The 16,284-nt window shown below is 58.7% G+C and carries 18 protein-coding genes; 7 read left to right on the top strand and 11 right to left on the bottom strand.

Annotated elements, in window-relative coordinates:
* Nucleotides 1-92: 92 nt before the first annotated feature.
* The gene (locus tag QSK43_RS20365) at nt 93-641 is read right to left on the bottom strand and encodes a TetR/AcrR family transcriptional regulator (protein ID WP_332304995.1); all 549 of its coding nucleotides are present in this window, start codon (nt 639-641) and stop codon (nt 93-95) included.
* Between the two features lie 111 nt (nt 642-752).
* On the opposite strand from QSK43_RS20365, the gene QSK43_RS20370 reads away from it, so the two are divergent.
* On the top strand, nt 753-1,541 hold the full coding sequence (locus tag QSK43_RS20370) for an SDR family NAD(P)-dependent oxidoreductase (RefSeq protein ID WP_045020212.1): 789 nt from the start codon (nt 753-755) through the stop codon (nt 1,539-1,541).
* A gap of 56 nt (nt 1,542-1,597) precedes the next feature.
* Entirely contained in the window at nt 1,598-2,692 is a 1,095-nt protein-coding gene (locus QSK43_RS20375; RefSeq protein WP_332304996.1) for an alkene reductase, read from the top strand.
* Nucleotides 2,693-2,851: 159 nt separating this feature from the next.
* Here the strand turns inward: QSK43_RS20375 and QSK43_RS20380 are convergent, their stop codons facing one another.
* A complete protein-coding gene (locus tag QSK43_RS20380; protein WP_332305093.1) occupies nt 2,852-3,736 on the bottom strand; it encodes a LysR family transcriptional regulator in 885 nt (294 codons plus the stop codon).
* Nucleotides 3,737-3,891: 155 nt separating this feature from the next.
* On the opposite strand from QSK43_RS20380, the gene QSK43_RS20385 reads away from it, so the two are divergent.
* On the top strand, nt 3,892-4,545 hold the full coding sequence (locus QSK43_RS20385) for a hydrolase (protein ID WP_045020042.1): 654 nt from the start codon (nt 3,892-3,894) through the stop codon (nt 4,543-4,545).
* Between the two features lie 164 nt (nt 4,546-4,709).
* Here QSK43_RS20385 and QSK43_RS20390 read toward each other — a convergent pair whose 3' ends face one another.
* Together QSK43_RS20390 and QSK43_RS20395 are read right to left on the bottom strand one after the other, a co-directional pair.
* Nucleotides 4,710-5,114, bottom strand: coding sequence for a VOC family protein (locus QSK43_RS20390; RefSeq protein WP_332304997.1), 405 nt, complete (start codon nt 5,112-5,114; stop codon nt 4,710-4,712).
* Nucleotides 5,115-5,140: 26 nt separating this feature from the next.
* Nucleotides 5,141-5,476, bottom strand: coding sequence for a cupin domain-containing protein (locus QSK43_RS20395; RefSeq protein WP_332304998.1), 336 nt, complete (start codon nt 5,474-5,476; stop codon nt 5,141-5,143).
* Between the two features lie 154 nt (nt 5,477-5,630).
* Between QSK43_RS20395 and QSK43_RS20400 the strand changes: the two genes are divergently transcribed.
* Complete coding sequence (locus QSK43_RS20400) at nt 5,631-6,176, top strand: MarR family winged helix-turn-helix transcriptional regulator (RefSeq protein ID WP_332305094.1); 546 nt, start codon at nt 5,631-5,633, stop codon at nt 6,174-6,176.
* 30 nt (nt 6,177-6,206) lie between these two features.
* Here the strand turns inward: QSK43_RS20400 and QSK43_RS20405 are convergent, their stop codons facing one another.
* On the bottom strand, nt 6,207-7,238 hold the full coding sequence (locus QSK43_RS20405) for a LacI family DNA-binding transcriptional regulator (protein ID WP_332304999.1): 1,032 nt from the start codon (nt 7,236-7,238) through the stop codon (nt 6,207-6,209).
* Nucleotides 7,239-7,403: 165 nt separating this feature from the next.
* On the opposite strand from QSK43_RS20405, the gene QSK43_RS20410 reads away from it, so the two are divergent.
* Together QSK43_RS20410 and QSK43_RS20415 are read left to right on the top strand one after the other, a co-directional pair.
* Nucleotides 7,404-8,351, top strand: a complete 948-nt coding sequence (locus QSK43_RS20410; RefSeq protein ID WP_332305000.1) for a dihydrodipicolinate synthase family protein — start codon at nt 7,404-7,406, stop codon at nt 8,349-8,351.
* 228 nt (nt 8,352-8,579) lie between these two features.
* Nucleotides 8,580-9,962, top strand: a complete 1,383-nt coding sequence (locus QSK43_RS20415) for an MFS transporter (RefSeq protein WP_332305001.1) — start codon at nt 8,580-8,582, stop codon at nt 9,960-9,962.
* 163 nt (nt 9,963-10,125) lie between these two features.
* Here the strand turns inward: QSK43_RS20415 and QSK43_RS20420 are convergent, their stop codons facing one another.
* Complete coding sequence (locus QSK43_RS20420) at nt 10,126-11,022, bottom strand: LysR family transcriptional regulator (protein WP_332305002.1); 897 nt, start codon at nt 11,020-11,022, stop codon at nt 10,126-10,128.
* 123 nt (nt 11,023-11,145) lie between these two features.
* On the opposite strand from QSK43_RS20420, the gene QSK43_RS20425 reads away from it, so the two are divergent.
* On the top strand, nt 11,146-12,051 hold the full coding sequence (locus QSK43_RS20425; RefSeq protein ID WP_332305003.1) for an arginase family protein: 906 nt from the start codon (nt 11,146-11,148) through the stop codon (nt 12,049-12,051).
* Nucleotides 12,052-12,148: 97 nt separating this feature from the next.
* Here QSK43_RS20425 and ehuA read toward each other — a convergent pair whose 3' ends face one another.
* From ehuA to doeB, 5 genes are all read right to left on the bottom strand, one after another.
* Nucleotides 12,149-12,928: an ectoine/hydroxyectoine ABC transporter ATP-binding protein EhuA gene (gene ehuA, locus QSK43_RS20430; protein ID WP_332305004.1), complete on the bottom strand. Its 780-nt coding sequence runs from the start codon at nt 12,926-12,928 to the stop codon at nt 12,149-12,151.
* Nucleotides 12,925-13,617 carry an ectoine/hydroxyectoine ABC transporter permease subunit EhuD gene (gene ehuD / locus QSK43_RS20435; RefSeq protein WP_332305095.1) on the bottom strand — a complete coding sequence of 231 codons (693 nt, stop codon included), beginning with the start codon at nt 13,615-13,617 and terminating at the stop codon, nt 12,925-12,927. The genes ehuA and ehuD overlap by 4 nt, the downstream gene beginning before the upstream one ends.
* Before the next feature lie 13 nt (nt 13,618-13,630).
* Entirely contained in the window at nt 13,631-14,296 is a 666-nt protein-coding gene (gene ehuC / locus QSK43_RS20440; protein ID WP_045020026.1) for an ectoine/hydroxyectoine ABC transporter permease subunit EhuC, read from the bottom strand.
* A 57-nt stretch (nt 14,297-14,353) separates the two neighbouring features.
* Nucleotides 14,354-15,205 carry an ectoine/hydroxyectoine ABC transporter substrate-binding protein EhuB gene (gene ehuB, locus QSK43_RS20445; RefSeq protein WP_332305005.1) on the bottom strand — a complete coding sequence of 284 codons (852 nt, stop codon included), beginning with the start codon at nt 15,203-15,205 and terminating at the stop codon, nt 14,354-14,356.
* 62 nt (nt 15,206-15,267) lie between these two features.
* Nucleotides 15,268-16,281, bottom strand: coding sequence for a N(2)-acetyl-L-2,4-diaminobutanoate deacetylase DoeB (gene doeB / locus QSK43_RS20450; RefSeq protein ID WP_332305006.1), 1,014 nt, complete (start codon nt 16,279-16,281; stop codon nt 15,268-15,270).
* Between the last annotated feature and the right edge of the window lie 3 nt (nt 16,282-16,284).

The following is a 16,284-nucleotide window of genomic DNA, read 5'->3' on the forward strand; positions in this document are numbered from 1 at the left end:
GTTTTGAAACATGGACTTCAGTGGAAAGATGCGCTGGAGGAGCACGGGCCTTACAAGATGCCCGTAACCACTTCATCCGTCGAAGCGGCGATCTAACCGACGCTCGTATCTATCCATAAGCGTGTCTGCTCGAGAATCTCGTCGGACAATTCCGGATCGTCGATCGCCCGGGCGAGGGTAACAGCCCCCACCATCGCGGCCCAGCTTCCGATTGCTGCGCTTCGCCTGTCCGTTTGATCCAACTCCGGTAGTGACTTTTCTATCCGGTCGATCTGCGAGCGGAGACCCTCCGTCATGGTCGAGCGCGCCGCCGGGGTCTGGTGGCGGATGGCCGCAGCAAGGCCCGCCGTTGGGCAACCACCGGCGGCATTGTCACGATGACGCGGCGAAAGATAGGAACCGACATAAGCGTGAAAATCACCTTCTACGCCCGCATCCGCAGCAAGGACATGGGCGAGCGTCTGTGCGACCAGATCGTCCTTCGAGTTGAAATGCCCATAGAAGCCGCCATGAGTGAGACCGGCGGCTTTCATTACCTCCGCCACGCTGACCGCGTCGAACCCCTTGTCGCGAAACAGTCGGCTGGCAACCTCCAGAATTCGGCGGCGGTTCTCCGCCATCTGTTCTCGACTGACTTTCATTTTTAAAATTCTCCACCGGCATCATTGACATTTACATGATGGTCATCATATTTAGATTTAATCATGATGATCGTCATGAATATAGGCCCCATCAGCGAAAAGAGCAATGCCATGACCGCAATTCCATCAGTCCTCATCACCGGTGCCTCCACCGGTATCGGAGCTTCTTATGCCGAGCGGTTCGCGCGGCGTGGACACGACCTCGTGCTGGTTGCCCGAGACGCAGTAAGAATGGAGGCGTTAGCAGGCCGTCTTCGTCAGAAGCATGGCGTGGCAGTCGACATCATCCAGGCAGATCTTACGCAACCTGCTGATCTTGCGACGGTAGAGACACGGCTGCGCGATGACGCCCGTATTGGGATACTGGTCAACAATGCCGGAACGGCCATCGGCGGAACATTCATCGAGCAGAGCACCGATGTCGTCGCCCGGCTGGTTGCGCTCAACACGACCGCACTTTTGCGGCTTGCCAGCGCCATCGCCCCGCGGCTTGCGAAGTCCGGCGAGGGGGCGATCGTCAACATCGGCTCCGTAGTCGGTCTGGCGCCGGAATTCGGCATGACGGTCTACGGTGCGACCAAAGCTTTTGTGCTGTTTCTGTCGCAGGGGTTGAGCCTCGAACTGGGACCGAAGGGCGTTTACGTCCAGGCTGTCCTTCCCGCCACGACACGCACCGAGATCTGGGAGCATGTCGGCGCCGACGTCAATGCGCTCTCCAACGTCATGGAGGTGGATGATCTGGTCGATGCGGCGCTGGTCGGCTTCGACCGCCGCGAGCCGGTGACCATACCGCCGCTTCCCGACGCGGGCCAGTGGGATGCGCTTGAAGCCGCACGTCAGGCCATGCTTGTCAATTTCGGCAACGCACAGCCAGCCGAGCGGTACCGTACGGTCGCCTGAGCATCAGGCGGTCTAGCAGATATAGACCGCTACGGCGGCAACACCACAGGTGAATTATGACCATCAAATCGCTGTTCGAGCCCTATACTCTTGGCTCATTGACCCTCTCCAATCGTATCGTGATGGCGCCTTTGACGCGCAATCGCGCTGGCCCGGGTTTCGTACCGGGAGATATCACCGCAGAATATTACGGCCAGCGCGCCTCGGCCGGGTTGATCATCTCCGAGGCTACGCAGATATCGCAGCAGGGACAGGGCTACCAGGACACGCCCGGCATCTATACCCAGGCCCAGATCGAGGGCTGGCGCAAGGTTACCGCCGCCGTGCATGCGAAAGGCGGCCGGATTTTCCTGCAACTCTGGCACGTCGGCCGCATCAGCCATGTTGACCTTCAGGAGAACGGCGCAGCACCGGTTGCGCCTTCAGCAATACGGGCTGAGACAAAGACATTCGTCAACAATGCCTTCGTTGACGTTTCGCAACCCCGCGCCCTCGAGCTCGACGAGCTTCCGGGGATCGTCGAGGACTTCCGGCAGGCAGCTGCGAACGCCATTGCGGCCGGTTTCGATGGCGTCGAGATTCACGGGGCGAACGGCTATCTGCTCGACCAGTTCGCCAAGGACGGCGCCAACGTCCGCACGGACGCCTATGGCGGCTCCGTTGAAAACCGCGCTCGCCTGATGCTGGAAGTCACGGCAGCGGTTGTCAGGGAAATCGGTGCCGCGCGCACCGGCATTCGGATTTCGCCGGTCTCGCCTGCTAACGGCGTATCGAGCAGCGACGCCCAGACGCAATTTGACTACATCGTCGATCAGCTCGACGCTCTTGGCATCGTCTACATTCATGTTGTCGAGGGCGCCACCGGTGGGCCGCGCGATGTCACCCCGTTCGACTTCGGATCGCTTCGCCGTCGCTTCCGCAACACCTATATCGCCAACAACGGATATGATCTCAAACTTGCGACGTCGCATCTCGCCGATGGCACGGCGGATTTGTTCGCCTTCGGTCGGCCGTTTATCGCCAATCCGGATCTGGTGGATCGTCTGAAGATGCTCGCGCCCCTCGCGGCGTTGAACCCGGCAACGCTCTATGGCGGTGGTGCCGCAGGCTATACGGATTATCCCCCATTCGCCGCGCCATCCGGCCAATAATCGCGTTGGGGCCGCACCTCGGTGCGGCCTCGATCATTTTGCTTTCTGAAACAGGGGCTTTGCGGGCGTTGGTAGAACCCGCAGAGCACCAGCGCGCAGTAGCGGTGTTTTGTTCTGAGAACCTTTACCGCTTCGCAGCAGCGGCGATAAATCGGCGGGCTATGCTCCCGGTGCGGCACCGTCATCGAAGCACTCGATCAGCATCTCGGTCAGGACCCGGATCTTCCGCGCAGGATGTTGTGCCGGCGGGCGGACAACATAGATGCCGGCCGAAGGGACCGGATGTCGTGTCATGACGGGAACGAGCGCACCGGAAGCAATATGCTTATGGATGAGGCCGTCGGGCAGGTACGCGATCCCGAGCCCTGCGAGGGCGGCGGCGACAAGAGCGCTCCCGTTGTCGGCCTTGAAGCGCCCCTGGGGGCGGACTGTCACTGGTTTATCGCCATCCATAAGTTGCCAGGTTTCTGTGCCTTGCATCAGCGCCTGATGGTCGGACAGCTCCTGCAACGTTTCGGGCGCTCCATGAATCCTGATGTAGTCCGGGCTTGCAACGACTTTACCGCAGATCGGTCCGACGCGTTTGGCGATCAAATTGGAATCCGGAAGAAAACCGAGCCGTATCGCACAATCGTAGCCTTCTGCGATGAGATCGACGATGTGATCACTATAGCATGTGTGAATGTGGAGGAGAGGGTGGCGCCGTGCCATTTCCGCCAGCACGGAAGCGAAATGGGTTGGACCAAAGGACAGCGGTGCGGCAACCCTCAGACGGCCGCGAAGCTCGCCGGCGGGCAGAATGGTTTCCCTGGCGACGTCGATTTCCGCGCAGACCCTGGCGGCATAGTCCCGGAATGTCGCCCCGGCTTCGGTTAGAGCCGCGCCCCTGGTCGTCCTTGCAAGGAGCTGAACGCCAAGTTCCTGCTCAAGCCGGATGAGCCGTCTGCTGACCATAGACTTGGAGACGCCCAAGCGAAGCGCCGCGGCTGAAATCCCGCCGGCATCGGCAACTTCCACAAACGTTTCAAGCTCGACGATATCCAAGTCAGCGTTCCCGTTTTTGCGACACAGCTTAACGGCAAAGAGTACTACCGCATCACAAATGGGGATGACAAGTTTTGGCCGTCCGGGAGCGCGGAACTCCGCGCATGTCCCGTTCGAATCCCTATTCACCAACGACGCTAGCATAGGATGTATTCATGACCTTTCGTAACGGCCTTGATTCACTTCTTCGTCCTGAAGATTCCGTACTCGTTCTCATCGACCACCAGCCGTACCAGCTCACGAACCTGAACAGCCACGACCCGCATATGGTGGTGAACAATTCGACGGCTCTGGCAAAGGCAGCCAAGGCGTTTGGCGTGCCTACCATTTTGACAAGTGTAATCGCCGACCGGGGCGGACTCATTTTCCCGCAAATTACTGACGTGTTCCCGGGCCAGGAGGTGATCGACCGGACGTTCATCAACACCTGGGAGGACCGGAAGGTGGTGGATGCTGTCAAGGCGACAGGCCGCAAGCAACTCATCATTGCCGGCCTGTGGACCGAGGTTTGCGTCGCGATGCCGGTGATCCAGGCGCTGGGCGAAGGCTGGGATGTCACGGTCATCACCGACGCCTCGGGCGGGACTTCGGTCGAGGCTCATGAAGTCGCCATCCAGCGCATGATCGCGGCCGGTGCGAACATGATGACCTGGCTGGCGCTGGCCTCCGAATGGCAACGTGACTGGGCCAGAACCGCGCACGCCGCAGAACTGACGGACGTGCTCAAGCAACATGCCGCCGGCAGCGGCATCGCGTATTTGTGGGAGCAGCAACTGCTCAATACGCCGGTGCCGAGCATTCGAGGATAATCACAGCATGGATGACGAGAGTTGCGGTCCGATGCGTTGTGACAACGCGAAACGATCGTCTCTCTCGTCATTCCGGTTCGGTCGAATGTTCCACGTTCTGTGGGCGTGAAGGAAGGGCTAAGGTCGCTGCTCATTCCCGCTGCGGTCAATCGCCCTTTGTCATGTTAGCCGTCAACACTCAAATCCATATAGGCTGGCTCAAAAACATGGCCATCGAGGTCGGCGAAAGTGCGGAGATACATGAAACCCATATCCTGTGGTTCGCGAACATCCGCTTGCCCGCCCGCTTTTGCGGCGGCCTCAACCATGGCATCAACCTCTTCACGGCTTTCGCGGGAAAGCGCGATCATCATGCCGTTGGTTGCATGGGCGTCGGCGACCGGCTTGTCGGTGAAGGTCTTGTAGTAGTCGTGTCGCAGAAGCTGGAATGTGATCGTTTCCGACCACACCATCGAGCTCGCATCTTCATTGGAGAACTGCTCATTCTTCTCACAACCGATCGCCCGGTAGAAGGCGGTAGAAGCAGTCAGGTCTTTCACCGGCAGGTTCACGAAAATCGTTTTGGCCATTGTCTTTCTCCTTAAGTTTGAACGGATTACAGGAAAGTCTGCTCGAAGGTCGCGCTCGGGTGGATGCAAATGATTTCCAGCCGTTTCCTGCCGACATTTTCGAAGCGATGGGGGATATTCGCGGGCCCGACGACGATGTCGCCGGACGAGCCGCGCGCCTTTTGGTCGCCGATCGTGAACTCAGCCTCGCCTTCGCGCACGATCCACGTCTCGGCATAGGGGTGAACGTGCAGATCGGGACCGCGACCCGGATCGGCGTTGACCAGAAAGATCGATACGGCACTCCCGTATTCGCAGCCTTCGTAACGCACTGTTCGGCTCGCGCCGGGCTCGGGTTCATGATGACGACGAACAGAAAACATCGTGATCTCCTCCTGACGACGAAACTATCTTGACGAGAAGATATATTCTGGAATTATCTTCTCGTCAAGACATTTATCTTCTTGCAAAGATATCTTCACGGAGCGACCCAAGCCGTATATGGTTTGCGGATTGGAGATGACGGGGTCAGGTAAGATGATGCAGGCAATGCCGGATGCGAAAACGCGCGGGTCTATCGACGATGGCAGGGAGGATCATGTCGATCGGCTTCGCACCCAATGGGCGCGGGAATTACCTGATCTCGACACGGAACCGATGGTTATCCTCGGGCGGGCAAAACGGCTCTGCAATCTGGTGGCGCCGTCCATTGAGGAAACATTTGCCGGGTTCGGTCTTGATCGCGGCGAGTTCGACGTCATCGCGACATTGCGCCGGTCGGGCCCACCCTACCAACTGACACCGACAGAAATGTACACAACGCTGATGCTCTCGTCGGGCGGCCTGACGCATCGGCTTGACCGCTTGGAGAAAGCGGGCCTCATCGAACGCAGAAAATCTGAGCGTGACGGGCGAAGCGTCATTGTTTGCCTCATGCCCGCCGGCATCGAACTGGCCGAGAGGGCCTTTCGCAAGGACATGGCAAGCGAACTGGATTTTCTGCAGGGCCTCGATCGTGAGGAACGCGATAATCTCGCAGCATTGCTGAAAAAGCTGGTGCTAAACATCGAGTCTCGCCTGTAGCCCATCTCGAGTATGGTGATTCGTATCTCTTCAAGACCTGGGCTTGGCGGTCGATCTTCTGGGTATGAGGGTCGGAGCCGAAATGCGAATGCGGTCGTCAGCCGAAACGGCGCCACTTGTAAGCAGCTCCAAAGCGTTTGACGCAATCTGTTCGAAGGGTACGCGCAGCGTTGTCAGCGGGGTCGGAAGATGGCTGACAATAGGGATGTCGTTGTAGCCAACGACCGAAACATCGTTGGGTACGGAAATTCCGAGCCTGGCTAGACCAGAAAGAGCGCCGATCGCGGTGTTGTCGTTCACGGCAAAGATCGCCGTCGGGCGATCTTCCAGGCGCATGAGCTGCTCGGCTGCATCGGCTCCCGCGTCGATCCCGAAGGTCGATGGAACGATGCAATCCGGACAGATAAAAACTCCCGCCTCTTCCAGAGCCTGCCTATAGCCTTCGACGCGTCCCCGCGAGCTGGAGGCATATGACGGACCAGCAATCACCCCGATACGACGATGACCGAGGTCCAGGAGGTGGCGTGTCGCCAGATATCCTCCCAACCGGTCGTCGCCGATCGAAGAAAGATTTCGTCCATCGGTGCGAAGGGCGAGGACAAAAGGCACACCTCGGGCCATCAGCTCGTCAGGGAAATCATCATCTTCGCGTGCGGTCGAAAGGATCAACCCGTCAACGCCCCGTTTCAGAAGCGACTCGACGGCAAGGCGGTCGGCCCTGGGTTTGTCATCGGTCGTCGCGACAACGGCGAAGCGGCCACTTTTGCTGCACGCCTTCGCCAGCGATTCGTAAAGCATTGCCATGACGGTGTCGGTCAGCCGGGGCACGATCACGCCGACCGTCATCGTGCTGCCGCGTCTGAGGCTCGCAGCGGAAACATCGCGGACATAACCCATGTCGTCTGCGATCTTCCGCACGCGGCGCGCCGTTTCATTATCGGAGCGGGGGAGGCGCTCATCAAGGATGCGCGATACGGTGGATTTTGAAACGCCGGCAGCGGACGCAACGTCAAGTATGGTCACCCGTGTCTGGCGGTTCGCTTCTTCGGCCTTTGAATCCATTTCAATTTTTCCGTTTGGGGTGCTCTCATGATCTATGCACTAAGCATGCATCAAAAAAAATGTTGACTCCAGTAAAATCGAAAACGATATTGGGAACGTTCCCATTAACGATCCCAGCGCTGATCGCAAAAGGCGAACAGCGGCTATCCAGGAGGAGATACCCACATGCAAGCTATGGATTTGAGAGGCCTGAGCCCGGCACCGGTCACGGCATTCACCCGTGACGGAGAAGTCGATTACGCGGCGAATGCTCGTATCGCCAAATGGCTTGCGGGTATGGATGGTATCAAAAGTCTCGTTATCCTTGGCCATGCCGGCGAGGGCACGTTCCTGACAGAGGAAGAGCGCCTGAAGCTCATCCGCACCTATGTCGAGGCCGTCGATGGTCAAATTCCAATCATTGCCGGCATCACCGGCGAGGGCACCAGGGTCGCCGCTGAAGAAGCCAAAAAGTGCAAGGCGGCCGGCGCGACCGGTGCTCTTGTCTATCCGAACCATGGCTGGCTACGCTTCGGGTTCCAGAAAGGCGCCCCGCAAGATCGCTACAAGGCGATCTGGCAGGAATCCGGTTTGCAGTGCATTCTCTTCCAGTATCCGGATGTGACCAAGGCATCCTACGACCTGGATACCCAACTTGCGATCGCGACCCAGGATGGCGTCGTCGCCACCAAGAATGGCGTCCGAAACATGAAGCGCTGGTACGTTGAGATTCCGGAGCTCAAGAAAGCCAACCCAAACCTGCAGATCCTTAGCTGCCACGACGAATGGCTGCTGCCTACCATGTTCGATGTTGACGGCCTGCTTGTCGGTTATGGCAATATCGCTCCCGAACTTCTAATCGATCTGATCAAGGCAGGAAAGGCGCAGAACTACACGGAAGCCCGCCAGATTTTCGAGCGCCTCCTCCCGGTCACGCGTGCCGTCTATCATCGTGGTTCTCACATGGAAGGTACTGTGGCCCTGAAGCTTGGCCTCGTTCACCGTGGTGTTCTCGACCATGCCACTATCCGCGAGCCGCTGAAGAACCTTGGCGAAAAAGCCGAAGCGGAAATCTTTGCAGCCTTCGATGCTGCGGGCATCGGCCGGGTTGAGCAGCTTCTGGCGGCTGAGTGACCGAGAATGCCCCGCATTCACGCGGGGCCTCTTACGGGAAAGGGGTTGCGGCCGCATCGGGGAGTGATGCGGTGCAATTGCACGGTTTGTTACGGTGGTGCCCGCTTCACAGATGAGAATGCAATGCCTTCCGGATCCACGGCGACATCGTGGGTCCCGAAGTTCAAGACATGCAACGCATAGGTTCGACGCCCGGCCGGGAGAGTGGGTCAGGCAAAGGGAGGAAACATGAATATGGAACAACGGATGGCCGCGCCGTCGCCGGCTGTCGATACCCAAGCTGAAATCAGCGCCCGCCTGGAACGGTTGCCCGTGACGCGGGAGGTCTTCTGGGCTCGAAACATCGTCGGCGCCGCCACATTCTTTGACGGTTACACCGTCATTGCCATCGCCTATGCCATGCCGGTTCTTGTACGCGAATGGAATTTGACGCCGGGACAGACGGGAATGATCCTGTCAATGGGCTACCTCGGACAACTGATCGGCGCCATTTGTTTTGGCTGGCTTGCTGAAAGGATCGGCCGTCTCAAGGTGCTGCTATTCACGATCCTGTTGTTTGTCAGCATGGATGTCGCGTGCCTTTTTGCTGCTGGTGCCGGTATGATGATGGCATTTCGCTTCATTCAAGGCATTGGAACTGGTGGCGAAGTGCCGGTTGCAAGTGCCTACATCAACGAGTTGATCGGTTCAAAGGGGCGTGGCCGCTTCTTCCTACTGTATGAAGTCATGTTCCTGCTCGGCCTCGTCGGTGCGGGCCTGATCGGTTATTTCATGGTTCCCGTCTACGGCTGGAAGGCGATGTTCGTGGTTGGTCTGGTCCCTGCGATCCTGATGATCCCGCTGCGCTGGTTCCTCCATGAATCACCGCGCTGGCTGGCCGCCAACGGCCGCTATGAAGAGGCCGATCGCATCGTCTCCAAGCTGGAGAACAGTGCTCTTGCCGCCGGCAAGGAACTGCCCGATCCCAAAAAAGTGGCTGCTCCCGCCCGCCGCGGATCGGACTGGCGTGAACTCTTCCAGGGCATCTACCTCAAGCGTACATTGTCGATCTGGGCCATGTGGTTCTGCGCCTATATGGTTGCCAACGGGACGATCACCTGGCTTCCAACCCTCTATCGCCAGACGTTCAACCTGCCGCTTGAAACCAGCATCTTCTACGGTTTTGTCACCTCGGTTGGTGGCGTGATCGCGGCAGTTATCTGCGCACTGCTCATCGACAAAGTTGGCCGTAAACGCTGGTACACAGGTGCCCTTCTGATCGCGCCGATCCCGCTTGTCATCCTTGCCTGGTTAGGGGCGACGTCAGCGACCCAGGTTCTGATCCTCGCTGGTCTCGCCTATGCCATCCTCCAGACCGTGACCTTCTCGCTCTACCTCTATTCCGCGGAAATCTACCCGACCCGCCTTCGCGCCATTGGCACGGGTGCGGGCAGCGCCTGGCTCCGTCTCGGATCCTCTGCGGGCCCAATCGCGGTGGGCTGGGTCATGTCGTCGATGGGCATCCAGTATGTCTTCGGCGCGTTCGCAGCAATCCTTCTCGTTGGCGCTCTGGTTACGGTTCTCTTCGCTGTCGAGACCAAGGGGCAGGTTCTGGAGGAACTTTCACCGTGATGTCCTGAACCGCCAGCTATCGGCAAGAGTTAGGATCGAAGGCTCGGCGACGCTCGCCGGGCTTTGATCTTTTTCTGGTCGCGGCTCGGTGCCACTGATGGGTGTCCGTCCTGGGCAAACTGCACCATTACGCGGGACTTCAGCGGGAACTTATCCAGTGTCATCAGAGACGCAGGCCGGACGCCAGAAGGTCGATGAATTGCCGGACCCTTGGATCGAGAAGTCGACGGTCTGGATATAGGACACTAATCTCCACCGCCTCCGTCGGAATTTCCGGCAGGATGTGAACGAAACGGCCTGAGTGGATGTCTTCCGCCACAAGGAAGCTCGGCATCAGGCCTATCCCGAGATTGCGATCGATCGCGTTGTGCAAAGCCTCCCCGCTATCCAGCCTCAGGCGGCTTCGAACCGGTGCGGAAAACCAACGTCCTTCCGCATCCGTGAAGCGCCACTGTTGCCTGTGCCCGCGGCTGCTGAAAGCAAGGCACGGATGTTTTGCCAGTTCACCGGGATTGCCCGGCTTTCCGTATCGATCCACGTAATGCGCTGATGCGACGAGCAAATATCGGTCGCGCGCCAAAACGCGCGATACCAGTCGGCTATCGACCGAGGCGCTGCCGAAGCGAATAACGAGATCAAAACCTTCTCCCACGACGTCGACCAACCGGTCGGTAAAGCTCGCTTCGATTTGCGTCTCCGGCCACTGAGCGAGAAATCGTTCTATGAAAGGCATGATGACACGCTGACCAAAGGCGTGCGGCGCTGATAGCCGAAGTACGCCGCGGGGTACGCCAGCCGGGCTCGAAACGCTCGCCTCCGCCTGATCCACAGCATCGATTATGCGCTGACCATGTGCGTGAAAAGAGCGGCCCTCATCCGTAAGGCTCAACGCCCTGGTCGTCCGGTTCAACAGGCGGACCCCGAGTCTGTCCTCAAGTCGCGATACCGCTTTTCCCGCAGCGGAACGGGTAAGGCCCGACACCCTTGCGCCTGCGGAAAAGCTGCCTGCGTCAGCCACAGCCATAAATACCGCAATGTCGTTGATGTTCGCACCTGCCATTTGGTCTCCGTATTCGCGTCGTTTTGTTGCACTCTATGTATCCTGATTTTCCCCAATAGACCATGGAATGCGATGCCGACAATCGCCAAATGATGCGGATCGAAACGGCAAAGGATAAACACCATGGAACGCGAAAAAACGCTTCGCCTGCTCTTTCCGCAATGGCAGGGCGGGGGTGACCCCTCATACATGTTGGGTGCAAGACTTTTGGCCTGGCTCGCGCCTGAGGCCGATGGGCCGGTCGAGGAAGTCGCGGTAGCGGAGCCGGACGGGAAGCCTCTGGAGATCCATGGCGGTATTCTGGCGCGTGACGTGGTCGTGAAGCAGTTCAAGCACGCTCGCCGCCAGATCGATCAACATCAGCCGGACCGCATTGTTGTGCTTGGTGGAGATTGCGGTGTGGATTTGGCACCTTTCGCGTATTTGAACGAGCGATATGGCGGAGACCTCGCCGTGCTCTGGATCGACGCACATAGCGACCTGTTCTCCGACAAGGTCTTTCCCAACTCGCACGCACATGTGCTCGGTAGCCTGATGGGGCAGGGCGACGAAGAATTTCTGTCGGCGGTAAAAACGCCGATCAAGTCCGGCAATGCGTTGATCGCGGGTTGGCGGAGGCTTCCAGATAAATTTTCCGAATTGCGAGATTTCGAAGACAAGCTTGCTGAGCGCCTGGACATTCAGCGCATCGGGCCTGAAAAGCTTGCCGGCGGCAGCGAGCCTGTCATTGCCTGGCTACGGGCGACAGGGGCAAAACACGTTGCGGTGCATTTCGATCTGGACGTCCTAGATGCCAACTTGTTTCGGTCGCTGACTTTTTCGAAACCCGGCAAGACTGCTCCAACCGACGACGATATTCCCGCTGGCCGCATGACGCTGCAGCAGATTGTTGGGCTGCTGGCCGATGTCGCAAATGAGGTCGATGTGGTCGGCCTGGGTATTACGGAACATACGCCGTGGGACGCGATCGCACTGCGCCAGGCGCTCGCAGAATTACCTTTGATCGGAAATCCTAAGGAACAGGTCTGAAGCTACCAAAGCGACAGCAGGCAGCGGCCGCGCAGCCGCAACGGTAAGCGTTCTCTGCCTGCCTTTTCGCCACCCGAGTTCAGCACGCCATCACTGTCTAACCCAAAATAGAAGAAAGGAATTCACGCGTCCGCTCCTGTTGTGGAGCACCGAATATCTCCTCCGGCAGACCCTGTTCGCAGATGCGCCCCTTGTCGAAAAAGCACACTCGGTCTGAGACTTCACGGGCAAAACGCATCTCGTGGGTCACCATCAACATGGTCAGATCATGCTCATGCGCCAGGTCGCGAATGACAGAAAGCACTTCGCCCACCAGCTGCGGGTCAAGCGCTGAGGTCGGTTCATCGAAAAGCAGCACACGCGGCCGCATGGCAAGCGCTCGTGCAATTGCTACTCGCTGCTGCTGCCCTCCGGAAAGCTGCACAGGATAGTGATTTCTCTTATCTGCGAGACCGACCATCTGAAGGAGTTCTGTCGCGCGCGCTTCGGCTTCCTCGCGTGCCATTCCCAGCACCCGCACCGGCGCTTCGACGACGTTGCGCAGAACCGTCATATGCGGGAAGAGATTGAAGCTCTGGAACACCATGCCGACATGATTGCGGATCTGGCGCAGATGTTTCTCCGAGGCCCGAAATGGACCTTTTCCGCCGGGTTCCTGATAGGAGGTCCCCGCTAACGTCAGCTTTCCTTCCTGGAAAGGCTCGAGCGTCATCAGGATGCGCAGGACCGTGGATTTGCCGGAGCCGGATGGCCCGATAAGGGTTACCTTTTCCCCCTTCGCAACGCTGAAATTGAATTTGTCGAGCACGGTCAGGATACCGAAGCGTTTAGTGACATCGGAAAATTCAATGAGAGGCGAATTGTTGTTTTCGATCATCGCAGTGGTATCCCTGCTTTCGGTAGGGCCTTCTGCAGACGGTGGAGGCCCGCGGAGCAGATCAGCGTCAGGATAAGGAAAATGAGGCCGACAAGCGTCAGCGGCACGAGATATTCGAAGGTGCGTTCACCGATCATGTTGGCAAGTCCCATCATCTCAAGGACGGTCACGACGGAGAGAACCGGCGTTTCCTTGATCATGGCGACGAGATAATTGCCCATTGCCGGCACAATCCGTGGAACGGCTTGCGGGATGATGATGTCGCGATAAGTTTGCATGCGTGTCAGATTGAGCGCAGTCGCCGCCTCCCATTGGCCATGGGGCACCGCTTCGATGCCACCGCGATAGACCTCCGACGTATAGGCTGCATATTGCAGGCCGAGTGCCAACGCTCCGGTGAGGAAGGCGGGAAGCACAATGCCGAAGTCCGGCAGCACGTAATAAAGAAAGAACAGCTGCACCAGAAGCGGCGTGTCGCGCAGAAACTCAACCACAAAAGCGGTCGGCCAGGAAATCGCCTTGACGCGGCTGCGGCGTAACAGGGCGAAGACGAGGCCAAGCACGAGCGCGATGGCAAAGCCGGCGGCCGCCGCCTTTAACGTGACGGTCAGACCGATCAGGATGATGGGCAGGATCGAGGCCGTATAGGTGATCCAGGTCGTCGTATCCCATTCGTAGCCATACATCATAACACTAAGTCCCTCACGAATGGCGTTCGCGCGGGAAGACATTGCCGCGTCGTACGAAGTGTTCAATGACGCGGATGAAGACCATCAACACGAGCGACATGGCGAAGTAGCAGACGAGCGTGATCGAATAGATGCTTGCGCTATCCAGCGTAATGTTGCGGATCGACTGAGCCGCGAAGGTAAGATCCGCAATCGAGATCAGTGACACGAGCGAGGACAGTTTCAGCGTCTCGATCGCAAGATTGCCGAAGGCGGGCATCATTTCGACCGTCGCCTGCGGCAGGGAGATCCGGAACAGCGTCTGGAAGCGATTGAAATTTAACGCACGGGCGGCCTCGAGCTGCTGTACGGAGACGGATGAAAGTGCACCCCGCACGATTTCCGCCCCATAGCCGCCGGCATGTGCGGCCAGCACCAGAATGCCCGTCGTGATCGGATCGAAACTTAAGCCGACCAACGGAAGCGCATAGTAAAACCAGAAGAGCTGTACGAACAGCGACGTGCCTCTAAACAACTCCGTGTAACACAGCGCGACTGTCGACAGGACCGGCCCGCCTTCGACGCGAAGAATACCGAACACAAAAGCAAGCACTGCGCCGACGGCAATCGCCGCCAACGTGATCGTCATCGTGACGTAAGCACCTTGCCAGAGCATCGGCAGGTAGGCTGTCCAGTCCATGTGGATGTGTCCCAGTTTCAACGGGTGGCGCTCGGTCAGTACCGAGCGCCTTTGTCGTCATTTGCCTGCACACAGGTCCGCGACGGACTTTTCGGCAGCGGCAGCGATGCTCTGCACGGACAGGCCGTACTTGCCGAGGATCGTCTTGTATTCGTCCGTCTTGCGGAACTCGATGAGGGCCGCGTTGAAGGCGTCGCGCAGCGCCTTGTCTTCCGGGCGGAAGGCAAAGCCGCCATAGTTTCTGACCGGCGCGCCTTTGACGATCGGATCCGTGAAAGGTGCGACCTGCTCGACCTGCGCCTGGCCCTTGGCGAGTTCGGAGACCGTCAATTCGGTTGCAGCATAGGCATCGGCGCGGCTTTGTACGGTCGGGATCGCATCAGCGTTGGCGGGGATGAACACGATCTGCTCGTCCTTGACGCCGACCGCGCGCAGGAAGTCGACATTGTTGGCACCCGAAACCACGGCCACTTTCAATGATGGGTCTTTCGCAATATCGGCGTAGGTCGTCAGCCCCTTCGGATTGCCCTTCTTCACCAGAAGTCCTTCGCCATAAGACGAGTTAGGCTCGGTGAATGCGACCTGTTTGCAGCGTTCGGGCGAAATGTTCTGCTCGGCGGCAGCAAAGTCGAAACGACGGGCCTTGAGGCCGGGAATAAGAGTGCCGAAAGGTGTCACTGTCCAGTTGACCTCCTCGATGCCCATGGATTTGAGCACGGCGTTGGCCACGTCCGGACCGATGCCGGCGGAGGTGCCGTCCGGCTGCATATAGGAGTAGGGGACTTCGTTGGCTGTCGCAGCGCGGATGAACCCCTGCTCCTTGGCCTCTTCGACAGTAAGAGCGCCGGCAGACGTGATGCCGATGCCAAGAGTGAGGGCGCAAAGCCCGGCGATTTTGATGATGCACATGTCATGTTCCTCTGGTTGGTGTTTTTCGCGGTCCGTTTTCGGATCTCGCGATGTTCTCGGGGTTAAATTTTCTCCGTAACCGTCGCGATGACGGCAAGGCAGTCTCCGGCCTTGATGAGACCGGGCACGTGACGGGCCGCAAGCAGGCCATCCATGGCGGCACGATAGTCGATCGGCGCAACACCTGTCCTCCCGACAGGATAAACGCTGGCAATGATCTCTCCCGTCCTGACCGTGTCGCCAAGATCGCGGGCAAAGGCGATCAGCCCGTCATCTTGCGCGAAAGTGAAGCAGTCGTTCGACGGCATGTCCAGCCAGCGGGTCGGTTGAATATCCGGGCTGCCCTTCAGGATTCCGGCATGGCGCAGGACATTGAGGCTTCCCTTCCGGGCGATATCGATGGTGCGGGCACTTGCCGTTCCCGCTCCGCCAAGTTCGGTGGTGACGAAGACCTTGCCCATCTCCTCGACCGTCGTGTCCAGCATGCCGACCGCGTCGATCTCCAGCATTTTCATCGAATAGGGAGCGGCGAAAGCTGCCACCGCTTCGAAACACAGCGCTTCCTGATCCTTGTCGGGCAACCCGTGCGCCGCGGCATAGGGCAGGAAGTCGAGCGTCTTGCCGCCCGAATGGAAGTCGAGCACGATATCGGCCAAAGGTATCAAATGGCGGGTGGCGTAATCGGCGATCTTTTCCGTCACCGTGCCGTCCGGGCGACCGGGAAAGCTGCGGTTCAGGTTTCCCCGGTCGATTGGCGAGGTGCGCGTGCCTGCCCGAAATGCCGGATAATTCAGCGCCGGAACGATGATGATGCGCCCGCTGACCTGTGACGGATCCAGTGTCTGCGCCAGTTCGAACAGGGCTGCGGGCCCCTCATACTCGTCACCATGGTTGGCACCGATGAGAAGGGCGGTCGGGCCCTCTCCATTGGCGATGACGCAGATGGGAATCATGACAGATCCCCAGGCGCTGTCGTCCCGGCTGTAGGGCAGGCGCAGATGGCCGTGTTGCACGCCCTTCGCGTTAAAATCCACGGAAGGCGTAATAGGTGAAGGGCGCGGGGCGCTGGTCAGCATGGC

The sequence above is a fragment of the Rhizobium sp. GR12 genome, from assembly GCF_036596185.1.
In the GTDB taxonomy this organism is placed as follows: Bacteria; Pseudomonadota; Alphaproteobacteria; order Rhizobiales; family Rhizobiaceae; genus Agrobacterium; species Agrobacterium nepotum.